Origin of the sequence: Motiliproteus sp. MSK22-1, from assembly GCF_001968815.1 — a bacterium.
GTDB lineage: Bacteria > Pseudomonadota > Gammaproteobacteria > Pseudomonadales > Balneatricaceae > Motiliproteus.
Genome location: NZ_MIEQ01000061.1, coordinates 224,834 through 247,129, shown reverse-complemented (window position 1 = coordinate 247,129; position 22,296 = coordinate 224,834). Strand labels below are relative to the sequence as shown.

11 protein-coding genes are annotated in these 22,296 nt (G+C 45.7%); 10 read left to right on the top strand and 1 reads right to left on the bottom strand.

The genetic code is table 11. From position 1 onward, the window contains the following. Positions 1-340: 340 nt before the first annotated feature. The 8 genes from BGP75_RS18610 to BGP75_RS18575 all read left to right on the top strand — a co-directional run bounded on the left by BGP75_RS18610 (position 341) and on the right by BGP75_RS18575 (position 16,020). Entirely contained in the window at positions 341-1,978 is a 1,638-nt protein-coding gene (locus tag BGP75_RS18610; protein WP_076720366.1) for a DUF4214 domain-containing protein, read from the top strand. Between the two features lie 817 nt (positions 1,979-2,795). Beyond that, positions 2,796-10,223, top strand: a complete 7,428-nt coding sequence (locus BGP75_RS18605) for a DUF4214 domain-containing protein (protein ID WP_076720365.1) — start codon at positions 2,796-2,798, stop codon at positions 10,221-10,223. A 261-nt stretch (positions 10,224-10,484) separates the two neighbouring features. Next, the gene (locus BGP75_RS18600; RefSeq protein WP_076720364.1) at positions 10,485-11,330 is read left to right on the top strand and encodes an REP-associated tyrosine transposase; all 846 of its coding nucleotides are present in this window, start codon (positions 10,485-10,487) and stop codon (positions 11,328-11,330) included. 135 nt (positions 11,331-11,465) lie between these two features. Further along, complete coding sequence (locus BGP75_RS18595; protein WP_076720363.1) at positions 11,466-11,669, top strand: DUF6447 family protein; 204 nt, start codon at positions 11,466-11,468, stop codon at positions 11,667-11,669. Between the two features lie 243 nt (positions 11,670-11,912). Then, positions 11,913-12,623: a SapC family protein gene (locus BGP75_RS18590; protein ID WP_076720362.1), complete on the top strand. Its 711-nt coding sequence runs from the start codon at positions 11,913-11,915 to the stop codon at positions 12,621-12,623. Positions 12,624-12,802: 179 nt separating this feature from the next. Further along, positions 12,803-14,365, top strand: coding sequence for a tetratricopeptide repeat protein (locus BGP75_RS18585; protein WP_076720361.1), 1,563 nt, complete (start codon positions 12,803-12,805; stop codon positions 14,363-14,365). Between the two features lie 148 nt (positions 14,366-14,513). Continuing rightward, positions 14,514-15,254, top strand: a complete 741-nt coding sequence (locus BGP75_RS18580; RefSeq protein WP_076720360.1) for an NTP transferase domain-containing protein — start codon at positions 14,514-14,516, stop codon at positions 15,252-15,254. Positions 15,255-15,333: 79 nt separating this feature from the next. Further along, on the top strand, positions 15,334-16,020 hold the full coding sequence (locus tag BGP75_RS18575) for a 3,4-dihydroxy-2-butanone-4-phosphate synthase (protein WP_083704914.1): 687 nt from the start codon (positions 15,334-15,336) through the stop codon (positions 16,018-16,020). 93 nt (positions 16,021-16,113) lie between these two features. Here the strand turns inward: BGP75_RS18575 and BGP75_RS18570 are convergent, their stop codons facing one another. Then, entirely contained in the window at positions 16,114-17,316 is a 1,203-nt protein-coding gene (locus tag BGP75_RS18570; RefSeq protein ID WP_076720359.1) for a glycosyltransferase family 4 protein, read from the bottom strand. Between the two features lie 365 nt (positions 17,317-17,681). Here BGP75_RS18570 and BGP75_RS18565 point away from each other — a divergent pair, with 365 nt between their 5' ends. Then, positions 17,682-20,195, top strand: coding sequence for a FecR domain-containing protein (locus BGP75_RS18565; protein ID WP_076720358.1), 2,514 nt, complete (start codon positions 17,682-17,684; stop codon positions 20,193-20,195). After that, complete coding sequence (locus BGP75_RS18560) at positions 20,195-22,177, top strand: CHASE2 domain-containing protein (protein WP_076720357.1); 1,983 nt, start codon at positions 20,195-20,197, stop codon at positions 22,175-22,177. Before BGP75_RS18565 ends, BGP75_RS18560 begins: the two co-directional genes overlap by 1 nt. Positions 22,178-22,296: the final 119 nt, after the last annotated feature.

Here is a 22,296-nt window from a genome sequence, read left to right as displayed (position 1 = left end):
TCATCCTATTGGTTGTAGCTATTCCGTCTTTGGGATATTTGCTCTATCCTTATGAAACCTGATTAGTATTTCGACAAAGCTATGCTTAAAAACAGTCAGGGGGATGGCGTAGGAACGAGCAATGAGAACAATTTCCATTGATCTGAGTCCTATCCTGTAGGGAGATAAAAGCTGTATTCTGAAACTTGTTGATTGTTACATAGTTAAGGCACCATATATTCTACAGTTGTTGATAATCTATAGTTACTGGTTATAAAACTAATGACAGTAGATTGAGCGTTTCAGAGTAATAATCGCCGGAATCACTAAAAGTGAACAAACAGAAAGCTGAGGCTGCACCATGAGCGTCACTCGTCTAGTCTATACCGATGAATTCTTTAACGGGCTGCTGTCCAAAGTTGCGTGGGACATCTCCAGTTCAAATACGCTGACGTACAGCATTCCCAATGCTGACTCTCATTTCGTATCTGGTTACGGCGTAGGCGAACCAAATACTATGACGCCTTTGCAGGACGATCAGGTAGAGGCTTTTGAGTCTATTTTGAATCAGGTCGAAAGTTTTACTCAGCTGGATTTCGTCAGAGTTGCTGATTCTGCCAATACTGGCACCGTTCGTATAGCATTTTCCCAATCTATCGCCGATGATCCTTTCACGGAAGCCTGGGCCTACTTTCCTGCTCATTTTGGTGAAGAAGGGGGAGACATCTGGCTTAACCCTAATGACACAGAGGATAGTGCCGAAGAAGGTGGATTGTTGTTCTTTGTCATGTTACATGAACTGGGTCATGCCTTAGGGCTGAGTCACAGTTTTGAAGCAGCCTGGCGATTCCCCGCCGTACCAACAGAATTAGATTCTTCTCAGCACACAGTGATGTCCTACACAGCTGACCCTGATTACGGAGAGAATGACCACCCAGCCAGTTTTATGCCATTGGATATTGCTGCTCTGCAATACATCTATGGGGTAAATGAAAATCATAACAGTACCGGAACTGCTTATTTTTTTGATAACAGTACGCCGATTCAAACGGTTTGGGATGCCGGTGGTATAGACCGCTTTGATTTTTCCCGGACTACCAGTGGCGGTGTTGATGTGAATCTTGGGCAAGGGGAGTATTCCAGTATCGGTATTGATATCGATGGTGGCTTTGTTCCTGATCCCAGAGTTAACGTCTTCGCCATTGCTCATGGAACGGATATTGAAAACCTGGTGGGTTCGGACAGTGCTGATCGATTAACGGGTAATGAACTGGATAATAGTATTTGGGCAGAGGCTGGCGATGATCTGATTGATGTCGTTTCAGGTATTAATTTTGTTGATGGTGGTACCGGGGTGGACACCTTGGTTCTGGCGGGTGAAAGTGCCAATTGGCTTTGGGATTTTAGTGGCACTAATGCCATCGCCTGGTATCTTGATGCTGATAAACAGGTTGAATTAACTAACATAGAGACAATTAAGTTTGATGATCTGGAATCAAGCTTTGAAGCTATTCTGGCAGAAAATGAACCTCAGCCTGACCAGGAAGCAACGGTAAGAGACCCTGATGATTTTCTCTGGGACAATGATCTAATCGGTGCCGACAGCTCCATAGTTACCGCAGAAGATGCTCAGGTTTATCGGCTTTATTTGGGGTCTTTGGGCCGTATTCCTGATCAGGATGGCTTTGACTGGTGGTCAAATGAAATAAGCCAAGGGGTTTTGTTGGAAACGATGGCCGCTGGTTTCTACTGGTCAGATGAATTTCAGGCGCTGGCCGATGCAGATGCGAGTGGCCAAGTGTCTAATACTGAGCTGCTGGACCATCTTTATGCAACTGTATTGGAGCGGGAGATTGATGAGGATGGTTATAACTGGTGGTTAGACCAGTTAGACGCTGGAGCACAATCTGAAGAGCAGGTGCTGACGGAGTTTACCCAATCCAATGAATACGTGTTGCTGAGTCTCAATACGGTCACGGTCTTTGACTTTCTGGTTTAAAAGAGAGTCGGGTGTTTCTGAACTAAAAAGCTCAGGTTGAAGTACCTCTTTGTAGTTGATAAGTAAATAGTGAGTGAAGCTTGGCTGTGGGACTGACTTTGATCATTGTTGAATGCCCATTTTAATATAAGCGGCAATATAGGAAAAACTCCTATATAAAGCCAATTGAAAAACTAAGAAACTTAGCGGGCGGGAATTCGGAAGGAACCGATAGCTGATATGGATGTTGGCGTGGCTGCAAGGAAGAACGCTGAGTAGCAAGGAATGCAAAGCGTTAGCCATCTCGACCAAAGAGCCCACATCTGGATGATGTGGGCTCTTTGTGTTTTCAGGAGCCAATTTTTGAATAGTCTTTTCCTTTACTCAGGGAACGCCTTCAAAGGCGCTGGTTTACCAATATTTAATGAGCATTGTTGTTTTGTCGCTTGCCATAAGAACCAAACAAGCTGAATCATGGTTACTGTCTAAAGTGGTTGTTTGCCTTAAACAGTAGTTTTAAAAGTAGTGTTCTAATCGAAAAATTCATTATTTTATTCTGTATAGCCACTTGATTTGTCTCTGCTGTGATGTGCATCACACTCTAGTGAAGGGGGTGGTGTTACTTTACCATCAGGATTAAAGCTTTGTTTATTGGTTGTATAAGTTTTAATCAAAACGAGAGAGCGGAAGGGCTCTCATGGTAAGACCCGTCTACCGGGCTTGTATCTGAGGATCGGGACGGTCGGCGAAAACTGCACCGCTTTGCGAGTCTGGATGACTCAGGGTGGTGCTGTCATTAATGACTTGAAATTAAATACTCTTAAAGGAGTTTTTCACGATGGCTAGTACATCTGCTTTGAACCAAGCGCAACAGCTCTACGTTGGCTACTACGGACGCCCAGGCGATCCAGGTGGTCAGGAGTTTTGGGCTGACAAAATCGATGTTGAAGGTTCAGTTACCGACGAGATCGTTAACGCATTCGGAACCTCTGCTGAATTCACCGACGTATTTGGTTCACTGACGAACGAAGAAGCAGTAGAGATGCTTTACAGCAATCTTTACAACCGTATGCCGGACGCTGGTGGTAAGGCTTTCTACGTAGGCCAGCTAGACGCAGGCACTATGTCCCTGGCGACTATCGTACGTGACATCATCAATGGTACACAGGGTGAGCTAGGCGACGGTGGTGATCTGGACGTACTGACCAACCGCGTTGATGCAGCTAACTTTGTAACTAACAATTTTGTACAGAATGACAATCTGCTGAAGTCTATTCTTGACGATGTAACTTCTGATCCTGCCAGTGTTGACGCAGCTACTGCCGAGTGGACTGAAGACGCCTCTAACTCCGGTACTAATCTGACTATCGTTGAAGAGACGGCAGGTACTGACACTTCTGTCATGCGTCTTACTGGTGACCAAGCTCTGCGCATCGACTTCACCGATTCAACTGACCAGCTGAAAGGTGCTGACGTTGATGGTGACGGCATCATTCAACTGGACGGTGTTGAGAATAACAGCCCTCTAGGTGCTTTTGCTGATTTCGAAGCAATTGATGCTTATGCACGTAACCCTCTGAACCAAGGCGACAACGGTCAGAACTATCTGGGTAACATCGCATTTGACGGTACTGGCTGGAATGCCGACGGTACTGATCTGAACGGTAACATCTTCCTGGGTGGTCTGGGTGTTGATACTGCTTCTGGTGGTACAGGTAATGACTTTATGGCTGGTGGCGGCGTAGCCCGTGACCGTTTTGTGACTGAATTTGATGACAACGGCAACCTTGTTATCACTGATAATGTAACCGGTACGTCCGTACCTGTAGCTGTTGGTTTTGATACTGACGACAACCTGTTTGGTGGTCGTAATGCTGACTTCTTCTTCCTGGAACTGTCTGCGCTTGATCCTACCGATGGCGATGCACTAGACATCGACGGTGGCGAGACTGCTGATGATTCTTCTGCAGCTAACAGCGAATCTCTACAAGACACCGACTGGTTGTTGCTGGAAGCGTCTGATGATGACGAGCCGGTAATCATCACTCTGGGTACTGGTGGTACAGGAGCTGGTGCTGGTGTTGGTGGTACACTGACTACTGCGTTCCTGGAAGACATCGGCGGAAACGTTGACGATCCAGATGCTAACGATATCGTTGATATCGACAACCTGGAAAACATCGATGCTTCCGGTAATTTCTACGGCTTCCTGAACGGCTTTGATGCTCGTCTGGGCGCGAATGGCCAGGAAGTTAACGGTGAGAATGTTGGTATCGGTTCTACCGCTCAGTTGGACATTACTGGTAACAATAGCGTAAACCGTATTATCGGTGGTTTTGATAACGATGTTATCGATGGTTCCGGTGGAAACGACATTCTGTTCGGTGGAAACCTGGCTTACAACAACAATCCAAATATCGTTAATATCGTTAATAACGGTATGGATACGTTGATTGGTGGTACTGGTACTGATGAAATCGTCTTCGAACTGGACGGTGGTACTTACGAAGGTGGAGCAGTACAGAACTCTGACGAAGATCAGGAAGATACTCTGTGGTTAACTGACCAGCTGTTCGGTACTTCTGACTCTGCGACTATGACTTCTGACGGCGTTGTTCGTTTAGATCTTGGTGCTGGTAAGTCGGGCGGTTTTGGTAACTTCGCCGGTTACGGCGGTGCTGACCAAGGGACTGATACTGCAGCAGGCTTTACTGCTGACCAGACTAACTATGCGGACGGTAACAGCTTCGCACAGGTTCAGGATATTCAGAACGTAAACGCAACGGGTCTGGGTGCAATTGACTTCCTGGCTGCGGGTGCTAACGATCCTGAGCTGACTTTCAACAACCAGCAGAACTTCTTTGCCGCTGATACAGACCTTGATCTGCGTGGTACAGACAATGCTAACGAAATGGATGCTGAAGATGGCAGCCGTGTTGTTGATAACAATCTGTACGCTTCTTCCGGTGATGATGTTCTTGAAGGTCGTGGTGGTAACGACAACCTGATGGGTAGCACTGGTAACGATGACTTCATCTTCAGCCTAGAGTCTGGCGATGATCTTGACGTTATTCACCGTCTGACAGATGCTGACGCCGACAATATCTGGGACACTGACGCAGACGGTAATGGTCTGTACGGTCAGGACTTTGGTCTGGATAATGATTCCTCTACAGGAGCTTCTTCCCTGATTTTGGAAGTGTCTGAAGTAGGTAACCCAGGCAACGAGCTGGCTAACATCACCGTTACTGAAATCAGTTCTGTTATCCGTGACACTGACGGCGACATCGCCTTCACTCTGGATACTCCAGAAATTCGCGCTGCTGTAACTTACAATGAATTGCTGACTGCTGTTCAGGATGCGATTGCTGCCGATGCAAATATCGCAGGCACTCTGACTGCCACCTTGAACTCTAATAACACGATCTCTATTGCCGATGCTGAAGGTCGGACACTGGAAACTGCTGCTCCTGACGCAATCTTTGCAGTTACCGGTAATAACGTAGACATCTCTTTGTCTATGACCTTTGGTGAGCCTGAAGTTACAGTTACTGAAGACCGTTTGTTGTTCGTTTCTTACGAGAACCGTGCTGACAACGAGCGTGTAGATGACGACGCTTCTGTCGGTAGTATCGTTTCTTTGGGTGCTGATGCCTACGCTGAAGACGTTGTAGTTAGTTTTGATGCCGATGGTACTCGTATTGCTGAAGATCAGCAGTATGACATCATGTTCGAAAACCTAGCGGTTGAAGATGTTGTAACTGTTGATATTAACGGTGTTAAGTTCAGCTCTCAGGTAGGTGTTGATCTAGACGGTACTTTGATTGCTGGTGAGACTACAGAGGCATTTATCACACGCTTTGCTTCGTTCATCAACGACTTCTTGGATGACGACACTGCTGCGGGTAAAGTGGCTGCAGTGAATGGTGCGGATGGTGATGCAAATGCTAATACCGCTACCTTGGAGTTGACCCAAGTAGATTATGACGGTGAAGAAACTGTATTTATGCAGTCGCCAATCGTTACTATCGATTCTAATGAATCTAATGGTGAGCCTGCTACAGCATTCGTTTCCAACAAGTCGCAGTCTGAAGTTCATTTGCTGGACTTTGACGGCCGGAATGGCATGCTAAACAGTGAAAATGTACTGTTTATCGGTGATACTGGTAGCAACCGTGCTGCGCTGGAAACGGCTCTGACTGCGGGCGGAACTTTGAATGGTTCTGATGCCCAGGTTGTTAACGTTGCTCAAGGCGATGCCATCACTAGCAGTGCTAATGAAGGCCTTGACCTGGATGGTGACGGCACTGGAGATGCAATCTTCTTCAATGCTGCAGAAAATCTTGCAACTCGAAATGGTGAAAACTTCGGCGTTCACGGTGATGACTTGCTAATCGGTGCCGATGGTAACGATACAATTCTTGGTGGTACTGGTGATGACCGTGTTCACGGTTCTCGTGGAACAGATGCTCTGGATGGTGGTAAGGATCTGTACCTGCAAGACGGTGTGATTCGTGTTTACAATGCTGCCGAGGCAGCAGCAGCTGATGCTGATCCTAATGTTATCTCTATCGAGATTATTGGTCAGGATGAAGTTGGTGGTACTATTATCGATTCTGGCGCTCCAGATTTCGATGTTTTGGGTTTCCAGGACACGTTGTTGTTCCAGCAATCTGATTTCGGTACTGTGGGTGCCGGTGGCGCTGAATTCACTATTACACTGGATTCCGATGCGACCTTCCCTAATGGTGGTGCAGGTACTGTTGTTGTATCTGAAGCAGGTGTTACTACCGGTACAACAACCTTCACTAACTTCGAGAACGTACGTACGGTTGCTGGTGATGGAACTCTGGCAGGTCAAGGTAACGATACTCTGAATGTTAATGCTCTTTCTAACATTTCTGGTGGTGTTCGTTATAACCTAACGGCTGATGATGCTACAGGTGGCTTGGTCGAAGTGGATAACGATGCGGATGATTACGATCCAGCGACTGAAGGCTATTTCGACGGTGTTGATGGTGCTGAGCGTGCCTTTGCTAACTACTTCTCAGTAGATGGTGTCGAAAACGTAATTTCCGGTTCTGGTGATGACGTTTTGGTTATAGATCAGACTGAAGCGGGTAAGAACAACAGCTTCTCTGCTGGTCTTGGAACCGACGCAGTTCAGTACAGCTTCGCAGTAGATATCAACGGCGATACTTTGGACACGGCGGCAGATAACATTGCTAATCCAGCCATGACCTTAATCGTTAACGGCGGTGGTGCTGACGTTGACTACATGGATATGACAGGTGCTTTGGTAGGTCTGGACGAGCCTCGTGATACCCTAACCAGTGTTGAAATCATTGACCTGGGTGACGCAGCTCATAACCCAACTCTGGACGACACTCTGGACGTTACTAACGTTACAGATGCAGTTGTTGACTTTGTTGAAGGTGAAGTACGTACGGGCACTGGTGCTGTTCAAGTTGAAATCATCAACATGGCTGAGTTTGAAGTGGTTAACGCCGACTTCAATGATACTGTGATCGTTGCTGACGATATGATCAACAACAATGTTGCAGGAACTGACAGCGATGTTGCATTCAACAGCTTCCTGAATATCGATTTGTTGGATGAGCGTGATACTACACCTACTCGTCTAACTGTTGGTGAGTTGCGTGCTATCACTGGTGGTACCGCAGATACTGCGGATACCGATGATATCCCTGAAGCAGAAAATATTGGTCTGTTCACCTTTAACATGGGTGCAAACACCGATACTGTTGATTACAGCAACGAAACTGGCTTGGTTGCAGCCGTTGTTGACTTCACTGATAGCACAGATGCGTCCGTAAGCAATGTGTTGGTCTCTGACGACAATGACACTGATTTTGCTGATGGTGCTGGCACTACAGCGGGTGGCGATAATGAAAACCGTGTTGATGCATTGACCGGTACTGAAAACGTTGTTGCTTCCGCTGGAACCAGTGTTGTCGATTTGACTAACGCTACGACTGGTCTGAAAGTTCGCTTCAACGCTGATGACGGTGCCACTGCTAACGATACCACTCTGGATCGTGATACTTTCCGTGTTCAGTTGTCTGAGCTGGCTACTACCAGCCCAGTTTCTGGCATCAACTTCCTCGAATACGAGGATGCGGGTGACAGCGGTACTGTGACTCAGGCTACAGCTCAGTGGAATACTATTCACTTCGGCGACAACGATGACATGGTTGAAGTAACCGATCACGAAAGTACTCGTGATATAGATGTGTTCTTCCGTGGTGGTGTCAACGAGATGAACTTTAACGAGTTGACTCGTAGTATCAACACTACAATCTCTGTAACTGATTTTGATGAGGATAACGCAACAACTACCGGTCTGGTTACTGCAACAACAACCTTTACCGATGGTAACGGTGTTTCTCTGGGGGCTCAGGATAACGTTGCAACATCCTACAGTGCACAGAACACTATCGCTGCAGGTAGTTTGCGTGTTGAAGCCTCTCAGGATGCTGAAGATTCTGTAACTTTCACTGGCGCGACTGATAAGCTGTTTATCCTAGGTGAAGTGATTGATGGCTCCGACCAGATCTCTGTAACTATCGGTGAGACAGGTTCTCAGAATACTGTTGAATTGACGGGTTACGAAATCCTGCAGGATGCTGCGACTGATGACGTTTACGACTTACGTGATCTGGATCGTGTTCTGAATAACCTGACACTTCGTGATAACCTGTACCCAGGTGCTGCTTCTACCGATATCGATACCATTATGGTTGATAATGACGGTGTTGCATTCGACGGTGGTCCAACAGAGCACGAGACTGCGGCGAATGAAATTGACTTGGAAGTCCTGAACGATACCTTCGCGTTTGACTTCGATATCCTGGATATCACTACGGTTACCAGCAGTGGCTTGACAATCCGCGGCGACGACGATGACCAGGATGATGATGGCGACTTGAACAGTGCTGTGGCAGAAGGTGAGTATGTCGGTGACGCAGATACCGATGGCGACGGTGATTCCGATGCTGCTCGTGATATCGCTGCTGACAAGGTTATCTTCGGTAGTCTGGGTCTTGTTGATGCTGTAACCAATTTTGACTCTCTGGCGCTGACGGATGCATCCGTTACATCTTCTGGTTCAAGTTTCGACCTTGACTTTACCGATGGTCAGTTGCAGAACGGTTCTGACACGTCTCTCTTCACTTTCGATGGCGATGTTGATGAACTGGATGCGAGTCGCGTAACCAGTGATCTGACTCTTGAAGTGACTGGTACTGCCGCGACTGTACTGGGTGGTTCTGGCGATGACACCATCACTGGTGGTGGTGGTGACGACGAGCTGACCGGTAATGCTGGTGATGATACGCTTTCTGGTGGTAATGCCACGGAGACCCGCACCATCCAGTTAGCTGGTATTCTTGATGGTACTGTTGACGCAGGTGCTGTTACGCTGACTTTGGGTACTGGTGGTCTTACCATGACGCTGAACGAAGCCAACGCTCCAGCGGACGTTGATGCGACTGATAATGATCTCGATATTCTGACAGGATCTGGTTCTGATGCTGTTGGTGCTGCTTTGGCTCAATTGGTCAATGCAAATATCGCAGATATCAATGCAGTTGCAGGTGCGTTCCAGGATGCGGCAACGGGCACTGTTGATATCGACCTGCTTAGCGCCAGCTATGATGCAACATCTGACCTGTTGACCTTCACTTTCGAAAGTGGAGTTGACGTAGATGATGCTGATGCAATTGTTGGGGCGTCAGGGGATACTGGCGTATCTTTTGCTATCTCTGCGCAAAATGTTGTAGAGCAGGGTAGCGATGGTGGTTCAGACGACTTCAACTTCGGTGATAACAATGGTAGTGACACTATCAATGACTTCACTGTGGGCGATGATGAACTGGACTTCTCTGGTATCACTGATATTACAGCTGCTAATGAAACTGCCGTTGCTGCGGGTGCTACTGCTGCTCTTGACGACAACGGGACTATGGTATTCGCTGATGGTGCTACTGCATCCGGTGGCGAAACTGTAGCAAGCTACACAGACCTGACTGACGTTGCTGCGTTCTTGAACGCTGCTGCAACCGGCTCTGTTGATGCTAATGTCTTCGTAGCGGTTATCAACGATCTTACTGATACTACAGCATACGCTTACTTGGTAGATGTTGATGCAGATGCAACTACTGCAGACCAAATCGATGCGGGTGATATCACTCTAATCGGTACTGTTAACGCAGATGCTGCTGTAACTATTGCTGACATTATCTAAGTATGACGATTAGCATGATTCTTTGGTCCCGTAGATTTGGGACCATTGATTGCTAAATCCCAAGGCCCTCGCTACTTAGGTGGTGAGGGTCTTTTTTATTAGGAGCCGTTAAAAAGTGAAGATGAATAGGGGAGGAAGCAGAAACCGCTTTTCTTGATTTTTACTTGAAATTTGTAATTTAACAGTAGTTGGGGTCAGGTCTTGTTTTGATGTTTATTGCTGTTATATATTCTTGTGACTTATTTTAGTTAGAGGTGTTTTATGGCTAGGCAGCTGCGTATTGAACTGCCCGGTGGGGTGTATCACGTTACCTCGCGAGGTAATCAAAAAGAGCCCATTTTTTTTTCTGAAGATGATCGTCACGCGTGGTTGAAACTGCTAGCTGAAGTGTGTGCTCAATCGAACTGGATCTGCTATGCGTATTGCCAAATGGATAATCATTATCATCTCATTGTAGAGACACCTGAGGGCAATCTATCGCAGGGGATGCGACAGTTGAATGGTGTCTATACTCAGCAGATTAATCGTATTCATCAGCGAGTTGGTCATTTGTTTCAAGGTCGATATAAAGCGATTCTGGTTGATAAAGAGAGTTATTTGCTGGAGTTGGCGCGTTATGTTGTTCTTAACCCTGTTCGTGCAGGTGCGGTCAGTGATGTTTGTGAATGGGGGTGGAGCAGCTATTTGGCAACAGTGGGGAGAGAAGCGTGTCCTGGTTGGTTGAAAATTGATTGGTTATTAAGTCAGTTTGGTTCTCGGCGAAGTCAGGCACAGGAGCGATATATAAATTTTGTTCGAGCAGGAATTGGGCTTGATAGTGTATGGGATGAGTTGCGGGGGCAGATCTATCTAGGAAATGAAACTTTTGTCAAGAAGATGCAAGATCAGATTAGTGATGACTCTGATTTGCGAGAGATCCCGCGGGCTCAGCGTCGACCGCTAGCACGTCCTTTAGCAGAGTATCAGTGGCAATATTCTAATCGCCGTAAAGCGATGGCTGTGGCCTATGGATCTGGAGACTATACGTTGCAGCAAATTGCAGATTTCTTTGGTGTTCATTATTCGACGGTAAGTCGAGCTGTAAAACATTTCATAAAAGAAGATTAGTGCTCTAAAGCAAGACCTGACCCCTGTATTTTTTCTGGAGTGATGATAATAAAAACTGTAGAATGCCTATCGTTCGTTGAGTTTATCCGCGTTAATTTGGATGGCGGGATATTAATTAATTGATTAGGAAAGAAAATGTCTGAACAGAACCCTTCAAAAGTAAATATTAATGGTACTGAATATTTGCTTGATGACCTGAGCGATAATGCGAAAGCTCAAATGCAAAGCATGGTCTTTGCTCAGAACGAAGTTAAGCGTCTGCAAGGGCAATTGGCCGTTGCCCAGACTGCATTACGTGCTTATCAGCAAGCCTTGGTTAGCGAACTGCCCAGCGAATAATGCCGTGTCGGGCTTACTCTAGCCCGGCGGTTTTAAGGTTAGCGCCAAGGTCGGCGAGGCGCGGAGTGGCAAGGTAGAGCAATATATCTTTTATCTTTGTTTGATACTTAAGCACTTGTTTAGAAGTATTGATAATTAGCTACAGTGATTATAACGATTCAGTCTTGGTTTGTTATTGATTGTTTTGCTTGAAAGCTATTTGTCCGTGCAGCCCATTAAACTGGATTCAATACGAGAACCCCAATGTCAGAATCACTCACAGCCCTTAGTCCCGAAGCTCATAATCGTCTGCGGTTTGATCCCAAAGCGGACTTTGGTTTTGCTCAAAAGACTCATATTTGCCCATTGTTAATTACTGAGGTCAGCAAGGCGGCTCGGAACTATCCGGTAGTGTTTCCAGCTGGCAAAGGCGTTATTGTTCCTCAGGTTATGTTTTCTGTAAAACCTAACGCTAACCCTTCTGTTTCCGAAGATGGTAGCTGGCAAGGGGGCTATATTCCTCTTCACCTGCGTCGCTATCCTTTCTTTTTGGGACGGGAAAAAGATGCGGATAAAGCGGTTGTTTTGTTCGACCAAAGTGCACCTCAAATTGGTGAGGAAGGTAAGCTCTTATATAATAAGCGGGGTGATAACTATGTTGCCTCCCCTGTGTTGAAGCAGATTAAAGAATCTCTCGTTGGTTTTGATCAAGAATATCAAAAGACCCGAGCTATCTGTGGACTGTTGCAAAAAGCGGGTGTTTTAAAGGCTGGTAAGCTGGATGTCTTGGCTAATGGAAAAAAGCAGACTATTCGTGGCTTTTCCGTTGTTGACTGGGACCTGGTTACCAAGCTTGATGACGCCACTCTGGCCAACTGGGCGCGTATTGGGCTGATTCAGTTGATTCACACTCATCTGCAATCAATTAATGAGCATTTTAGGGCTCCTGCTTCAGCGCCAAAACCTGAGAAGTAAATGTTAGACATGACAGGGCTGTGTACAAGTTTGGTGTAACAGCTCATTCTCCGGCTGCCAAGGATGGTGGATTATGCGGATCGTAGGTTGGACTGGGGGCGATAGCTCTGACGGTTTAAATAACTATCTAATCCAAAAGACCTTTGTCTGTAAGTGCAAGCTTGGGTGAACTCTCTGATATGGTAGAGAATAATTCTGAACAATCGGATGTCCATTTATTAAATACTGCTCTACATTATTACCAGTCAGGTGATTTCTCTCAGGCTGATGCTGTTGTTGATAGCGTTCTCGTTTCTAGCCCTTCTTACCCTGATGCTCTCCATCTCTCTGGTTTGATTGCCAGTCAGTCAGGTAAAGAAGAATTTGCGATTCAACAAATTATCAAAGCTATTCAGATTGATGCTACTCCTCAAATGCACCTCAATCTTGGAGTTTTGTTGCAAGCTCAAGGGCAGTTAAATTCTGCATCAAATCATTATAAACAGTCTTTACGGCTAAAGCCTGATTATGTTGAAGCACTGTGCAAGTTAGGTAAAGTTGAACTTTTGTTGCAGCATTCTTTGTCGGCTGTCGAATGTTTTCAACGGGCTGTCGACATAACACCAGAAAAAGAAGCCTATAATCATTTGGGTATGGCATTATGTGCGCTGGGTTACGGTCGTGATGCAGAAAAAGCGTTTCGAGACGCAATCGCGCTGGAACCTGAATTTTCGGTAGCCTATCTTAACCTTGGGCTAATGCTAAAAAATCAAGGAAATTTGAGGGTTGCAGAAAACACTTTTCGCCATGTGCTTAGTTTTAAGCCAGAATCGATTGATGCTCTCAACCAGCTTGGTCTAGTACTTCAGGCTCAGAATAAATTGGAAGACGCAAAAAAATGTTTTAGCCGAATTCTTGAGTTAAATCCTCAGCATAATGAAGGTCACAAGAATCTGGGCAGCGTGTACCAAGCTCTTGGGCTGTTAGAGGAAGCTATTACTCATCGGCAGCAGGCCATCAAATATCTTTTGAGAAGTCCTATTCGCCGTAAATTGCCCCGTAAAACCTTAACTTTGGAACCTGCGCGTCAAGTTCTTTTGATCGTACGGAAGCTCTTGGGTGAGGCTGGTATTTCGTTTTTTTTGGGGTCAGGTACTCTTCTGGGAATCTGTAGGGGAGGGGATCTGTTACCTCATGATAAGGACATGGATCTCGGTTTTTCTTGGGATATTGATCGGAAGCAGGTGTTTCGTGTACTAACTGAGAGTGGGGAGTTTTATTGTCCCAGTTTTGAACGGCATTCGGACCATGATCGAAAGTGGATGATCGGTTTGGTGCATCAAAAATCAGGCATAGCTTTAGATCTATTTTTTTATAAGCCAGACGGTGGCCATTATCTTTTTGGTTTTAATCAATTGCCAAACCCCATTTTGAGTAGGCCAAGACGCTTTGAGCTGAAATCGATTAGCTGGCAGGGGGTTAATTGGTTAGTGCCTGATGACTGTGATCAATACCTGACAGACCTTTATGGTAGTGACTGGCGTACTCCTGACTCAAATTTTGATACGGTAGTCTCCAGTCGATGTCAGACTTCGGAATCCACTCATGCTCGCCGTTGCTTAGGCTATGGGCGTTTATACTTACGGCTGCAAAATGGGCAGTTAGAAAAAGCAGCTGGTTATTGTCAACAGCTGTTAAGGCATAAAAATGAACCTTTTTTGAAAGATTTGCTTGCTGCTATTGACCAACAGATCCCGAAATAACCTTGTCAGTGCTAGGTGGATGGGGATACCAGTGATTGCTACGGCATTATTTATCGAGTCTAGGTACCTGTACATATAATGTATGCTTCCGAGAGAGAGATATTATTAATTCTTCAATTAACTCCCAGTATTAATAAAGCAGCATTTGATGAAACCTAAAGCACTCATTCTAGCCGCCGGCCTTGGCAGTCGGTTCGGAGCATCAACCCGGCACACTAATAAATGTCTGCACCGGGTTGGGAATAGGCCTTTGCTTCTAGATATTATCCAGAAATTCATTCACTGTGGGGTTGATGATATTTACGTCGTTGCAGGGCATCAAGCGGCAAAGGTTAATCGAGCTGTTCAATATTGTGGAGGAGGGGAGTCTAAGGTAAGGGTGTTGATCAATCCTCGTTATGCCAGTACTTCCATTCTTGATTCTTTTTTAGTGGCAGAACCGTTACTAAACGGAGAGTCTTTTATATTTACTACAGGGGATCATTATTTTGATCAGAGTGTGCTTGAAAAGTGCCTCCAACCCACTGATGGCATTCGATTTTTGAAGCAAGTTAAACAAGCTTATATGCGAGAGGACTCAAAAATAGGGATAACTGATAGTGGCGGCACATACTTTGGTAAAGATATTCCCGTCGAGCAAGCCGTCGGGGAGTTTGGAGGGATGGCGCTATTCAGTCGTGCGGCTTCGAGCCTATTCTTTGATAAAGCCAAGGAGCGTATCAAAAATCCTGCCCAAAGCCAGTATGTGATGAGTGTTTTTAACGATCTGATACAAAATGCGCAAGTTCAGTTTGAAAGCGCGACTGTCAGTGAGTCTTCCAGAACGGAAATTGATCATGTACAGGATCTTCGTTGGGCCAGAGCGCTTTACAGTAGTCACTCTCAATAACCGTCATGTCTAATGATATTCATTATTAGCCGTTATACCGAATCGTTGTCATACATAATTTAACATTGGAAACATATCAATGCAGGCAGAAAGCACCTACCAGATTCCGCTGGATTCTATTGAATCTGCACTCGAAGATTTAAAAAACGGCAAGTTCGTTATATTGCTTGACCATCCTGGGCGAGAAGGAGAAGGGGACCTTATCGCCGCAGCATCTATGGTTACGCCTGAGATGATTAACTTTCAAATCACTCATGCCCGGGGGGCGTTTGTAGCGATACTCATGCCAGAAGAGCAAGCTGATTACTTGAAGTTGCCCCTGCAAACCCCTGATTCTATCAATCAAGAGAGTCAAAAAACCAGTTTTCGACTGAGTTGTGACACTGTGCATGGTAGCTCTGGCTGTTCAGCCACTGATCGCGCTCAGACAGTGAACATACTGGGAGGAGTGTTGAGGCAATATAACTCAGAGAGAACTGAATGGATTGAAGTAAGAAGCTCTGATGCCGAAGATCTGGTAAGGCCTGGTCATGCTATCCCTATCAGTGCTAATCCTAAAGGGCTGCAAGCCAGACAAGGGCATACAGAAGCTGCGGTAGAGCTGTTACGTCTTGCGGAAATGGAGCCTCCGGTAGCGGTTGATATGGAAATTCTGGCCCCTGATGGAGATATGGCCAATTCTGAATATATTCGGGCGTTTGCCGATAAGAAAGGGCTAAAGGTTATAAGCATTCCTCAGTTATTGGATTTTATTGAAGTGTTTTAGAAAGATAAACGTTTTGGGGGCTGTTTACCTATATTGATCAGACGCTGTTTTCACCCTTTGTTTCAGGTTGGAGACAAGCTTATGATTTGTTGGTTAGGTTTTACTGTCCTCAATCAGTTGCTCAAAGAAATCGACTGAAAGCTTAGATACTGCTTCAGGTCTGAAAGCTTGAGATGCATTAATAGCGCGCTGGCATGCATTGCTGTAGGTGTCTTTGTTGTCCCAAAGACACATTAGTTGCTCAAGCCAAGGTTTTATTTCTTCAAGTTCGGGGACTGACTGAGGATTGCTGATATAGCTCGGCGGCAGATCCAGGCAGGAGCCCCCGCCGTTCAATCGTTCCTTATTTCCACCGCGACTGCTGGCAATAACAGGTATGCCGCTGAGTTGTGCTTCAACGATACTGCGACTGGCGGCTTCCTGAACAACAGATGGTAGCAGTAAAACGCTGGTGCGTTGGTAGATGCTTTTAACGTCTTCTTGAGAATCTATGCACCAGACATTAGGGTAATCCGAAAGAGCCATTCCGTTGATGGCTACAGCTCTATGATCTGTGCGGCCGGAGACAATCAAAAAACGCATATCTGGTGCGAACTTTTGGGCTTGAATAACTAACTGAACAACTAAGCCAAGCCCTTTGGAAAACTGAGGATTGAAAAAAGTGACAAAACCTTGTTTTCGGTGTTCCGGGTGCTGGCGGTAAATGTTCTGTTCTTTGCTTAAAAAGCGGCTTTCGGGAATGATTGTGCGTAATACCTGGGTAGAAAGTCCTAGTTTTTTTTCATAGTAGTTTGCGAGAAACAAGGATGGGCAGACGACTACGTCACAGGGTTCTATATTGTCGCGATGTTGGTACGCGGCGTTACCCAGATAGAATACGATTTTCGCGCCAGACATTCTGGCTGTGGACTGCAGTATTTTTGTAAAACTATTGTTACCGTAGGTTATATAGATGTCTGCCGGGTTTTCTTTAATCCAGGAGATACCTATGCCAGCAAATTTTTGCCATTCTTTGGCGGTTACTTTTTGGCGATCTGTATGGGACGTGACAAATAGATCATGGCGAACGCCACTTTTCGTCAGCGTTATAAGTTTCCCCTGGTGCTTATTATCTTCAGCTCCAGGACCTATTGCAACGGTCAGGGATACGTGCGCAGAGGTGTCAAAGGATGAGGTGGTATAACTACGGCAATCATGTCCTGCGGCGGCTAATGTTTCGATAAATGATCGTGCCGATAGTGCTGCACCGCTGAACCGGTCAAGCAGGTTCATCATGCCAATAAATGCAACTTTCACCCTTTTTTGTTCCCTATGTGTTGTTATCTGCTTGGGAATGCAGACTAACGTGAATTTCGAAAAATAACGAGTATCTTTGCGTGAGTTAATATGGCAAATAGCCACATATCGAAGATAGAAAAAATTTACCTTTGTGATGTACATCACGTAATGACCAATTTAGTTGGTTATGAGCGTTGGAAATACTGTTCTGTGCCCTGAATTCAGGGCTTTCGTCGTTGCTGTTTTCTGGTTTGTACAGGTGAATTTTGTTAGTATCGGAAGTTGTTTTGGATGAGAGTTAGCTGGCTTTTGTTTTTGGTTAGCCACAGTGTTTTCGGTTTGGTCAAATATAGTTGGTTATCGTTTTGAGGTGGGACAATCTAATGTCAAGGACACTTTTTGCTGTGTTGTTATCTTCACTGCTGGTGTTATCTCAGCCTGCACAGGTTTTTGCCGAGTCAATGGTAGGGAAGGTTATTTTCTCCACAGGCAATGTTTGGGCTCTGGATCAGAATGGTGATCGGAAACCCTTACAAAAGGGCTCCTCGTTATATCGTGGCCATCAGGTTTTTACTGATGCTAAATCTTACCTGCAATTAAAAATGGTGGATCAGGGGTTTTTAAGTCTCGGTCCCGACTCTGTTGTTGAGATCGTTGAATACCAGTTTGATGCGAATAATCAGTCCAGTAATCAGGTTCGCATTGATTTGAAGCAAGGCACCATGCGCAGTATTACTGGCGTTGTGGGTCAGACCGATAAAAAGCGCTTTCGTTTGAATACTCCCGTTGCTGCTATTGGTATTCGTGGTACTGATTTTAGTCTGTTTACTTCCGATTCAATTACTCAGGCTCAGGTGAGCCTTGGTGGCATTGTTATGTCTGCTTTCGGTACTGGTTGTCAGCGCAGTGCTCTAGGACCTTGTGAAGGTTCGGGGATGGCCGAACTTTATGGACATATGGCGGATCGTTATTTGGAATTAAAACAGGGGCAAGAGCATCCAGAGTTGCTTGATGGACAGCTGAAACTGCTGAAAGATGTTGAAGCAATTCTAAAACCGGTAGAAGAGCATTCTAGTATTCAGGAAGCTGATGTGGATCCGTTGCTGGCGGTTCAGGAGGGCGATTCTGAGATTGGTGATAACTTAGGTGATTCTGCAGACAAGCAGGACGAGTTGCTTGACGCTCATCTGGAAGATACCTCTAATGGCGTTGTTGAAAATGTGGTCAATGAGCAACTTGATCTGGATACTGATAGCGATGGCGTGTTAGATAGTCAAGATGCCTTCCCAAATGATCCATTGGAAACAGTCGACACCGATGGTGATGGCGTTGGTGATAACGCGGATCTGGATGCGGACGGTGACTCGATTAACGATGATATTGAAGAAAAAGGTCTATTAGATCCTCTGCTTGCCGATACCGATGGTGATGGTGTTGATGATGCTGAGGAAAGAGACCGCGGAACTGTTGCCTGGTTAAGCGATACGGATGGGGACGGCGTGGAGGATGGAGTTGATCAGAATCCTCTCCGTAATGACAACTATCGAGTTACCGCTAATGGCGAAACCATTGAAATGGCACAGGAGAGCTTTCAGGCTCTTCAAATAAGCCAGAATAGTGCCAGCTACGATGAACAAACCAGTATGGTAACTCAACAGCTGACGTTGATTGATGCTGATGGGAATGGTCGTTATCAGGTACAGCGGCACAGCGATTCAGAGGGTTCTATTTTCTGGGGGAATGTTGGTCAAAATAGCGCTTTTCAGAATCAATATGCGAACGTTCTGGCTGACAGTACTTTGATGGAGCGGCAACGACAGGAATTGGAAGCCGCTGGAATGAGTGGTCAGGACATTGAAGTTTGGGCAAGTCGATTGTCCTCCGGTTCTCAGGTGCTGGTTTCTGACGGAGTGCAGGAGCTTGGCTCAAGCGGTGGTTTGGAAGCCCTGAAGAAACCCGATGAGAATGAAGAGAATCCTCGTTGGAATCTGATCTATAAGGCAACGCCGATTGATACCTTGGTTGTGGCAGCGCCGGTCATTGATCCAGATGCCGAGCCGGTCATCAATCCTGATATCAGCAAATTCAAATTTGAAATTAATTATCAGGAGCGATTGTTTCTTGCAAAAGTCGACATAACTGATTCAGCCGGTACACAATCGCAGGTTATTCGAGGAGCGATTACTGACAGTGGCATGATCGTTGGTGGTAATGATGAAGGTTATATTCGTGGCTTTTTCGTCAATGGAACTCAACAGGTAGCACTGATTTATACGCGTTATAGTGATGGTGATGTTCTATTCAGCAGTACGTTGCTGGCCACTAAGGCCCCTTACTCTTCCAGTTACCGGGACGATATTTATGCTGCGAGGCCTGTCACTTTCCAGAGTTCAGGTGATGCACCTGTTCAATGGGGTCGGTGGTCTAACTTTGCCAAGTTGGATACTGATGCAATTACTGCCCTGAAAGCTGATCGGGAGGTTGTTGCCAGCAACGACTATTTTGCTTTGCTGCGCTCTGCTGAGGACGAATTAGCGTTGCCAAACGAAGGTGAGTACCGTTTCGAAATCAAGAACTACGAAGCGATCTATCAGAATTCCAGTGGAGTCGAAGTAGCATCAGTACTGAATCCTTCTTTAAAGGTGGATTTTGATCGAATGACCTTCGGTACTCATTTAGAAGTGAGTGCTCCGACACTGGAGCAAAATGTAAATATTAATGCCCAAGGCCAAATTCTGGAGAACGGAACTTTTAGTACTACTAGTGAAAGTGCTTTGTCCAACTCAGATGTCTCTGGATTTTTAACTAATGGGGCAGAAGAAGCCGGTATGATATTTAAGCATGAGCTTGATACGCAAAGACAAGTAACGGGGGCTGTTAACTGGCAGAAGCAGTAGTGCCAGGAAGCCTTTTTTCCAATAATCGCGTAGCTTTGAGCCAGGTAAAGAATCTGCGCTGGATTCTGTTACTGTTTTCCTGGTTATGCGCATCGGCAGCGCTTTGGATCGCGGAACCTCCTCGTTGGTACAGTGGACTTGAACTGAGTTCTTATGATTTGCGGGTTCAAGCTGTAGAGAACCAAACCCCGGATTCTCGAATACTGATTGTCAATATCGATGAGGAGAGCATTGCCCGCTTGGGGCGGTGGCCTTGGCCTCGTGAAATAATTACTGATCTTCTTCGTAAGTTGGTAGAAGATTACCAGGTCAGTCTTATTGGTCTGGATATATTCTTTCCTGAACTGGAATACAGCAACGCACCGTATTCTTTAGAATCATCTGCAGAAAAATTCTCTGCGGATGAAAAACTGTCACCTGCTGAAACAGCACTACTATCCCTATTAGAAAGCTACCCGATAGTACTTTCCCAGACTTTTGCTTTTACTGCTGACCAGTCAATTAAGGTAGGGATGGCTGGTAAGCCTAGCATTGTTTTTGATGGGCTAGATCAGTTGCCCATTGCTTCAGGTTTATTCGCCAATCATCGGTTATTCAGTGAAGTGGCACAAGTCGGCCATATCTCTCCGAGTTATGATATCGATGGTGTGGTACGTCGCCAGTATCCACTGATTCAGTATAAAAATCAGGCTTATCAAAGTTTATCATTAGCCCTGTTGCAGATATTTATGCAGCTACCACTTGAGTATCACTACCAACCTGATCATTTATCTGTAACTGTGGAAGGCAGCCCTTTTATGGAAATACCTCTTGATGGTGATGGTCAGATGCTTGTCCCATTTCAAGGTGAAAGGGGCCACTTTAATTATGTATCTGCTGTGGATGTCTTGGAAGGTACTGTGGATAAGTCTTTGCTGAAGGATCGCGTTATTCTTATTGGTAGCACTGCCGCTGGAATCTTTGATCGCGTCCCGACTCCTGTTAATGAGCTTTATCCGGGAGTTGAGGTGCATGCTACGTTATTTTCAGCGCTGCTGGATCAGTCTTACTGGAAAGTACCCGAGAATCAGGGGCTGATTCTAACCTTACTTAATTTTTTTCTGTTTGTGACCCTTTGGCGGGTACATCATTATTTTGGCATTAATGGTACCTGGATTGCGTCCTCTCTGCTGGCGAGTCTTTGGGTACTGGTTGTGTGGGTCTGCTGGAATCAACAGCAATGGGTGATTTCAGCAACCCCTCCGCTGCTATTTTTGTTTATGGCATCGGCGCTGACATTACCTTTTGATCTTTGGCAGTCGATGCGAGAGCGGCAGCATATAGTTGATCTCTTTGGTGCATATGTACCTGTTACTGTTGCCGAAAAGCTGTTGGAGGATACCCGTAGAAACTGGATGGAACCAGAAAAAAAAGAGCTGACGGTTTTCTTTATGGATATCAGAGGTTTTACCAGCATCGCTGAGAAGCTGGACCCTGAACAGCTTGCACAGCTAGTCAATCGTGTACTGAGTGAAGTGACTGAAGCTATTCATCTACAAGGCGGTACTATCGATAAGTATATAGGTGACGCAGTGATGGCTTTTTGGGGAGCCCCTATTGATCAGCCCGATCATGCTCAAAGAGCGTTGGATGCTGCGGAGCAGGTAATGTTTCGTCTCCAGTCGCTGAACCGACAGCTGGCGAATGAAGAGCTTCCAGAAATCCGCGTGGGGATAGGTATAAACACAGGTGTTGTAACCGTTGGAGACATGGGATCCAAGTTCCGGCGTAGTTATACGGTAATGGGAGACGCGGTAAACTTAGCCGCTCGCTTAGAACAACAGAGCAAGGTTGTTGGAAAACCTGTATTATTGGGCGAGCAAACGGCTATGGCTGTGTCTGATCAGAGCGTTCGTCCTTTGGGAATCTTTGATATCAGGGGGCGTGAGCAAAAGGAGCAGGTTTATGAGCCTGTCTGGTCAATTGTAAAAATACGTACCTAGATTTATTTAATGGAAAAATTTATTAGTGGTCCGTTACGAGCGGTCAAAGTCCCTGTAATAATATGGCTCCAGTCTTTCTTGGCCGATAGAGTATGGTTGTCTTTGGATATCATAACGGT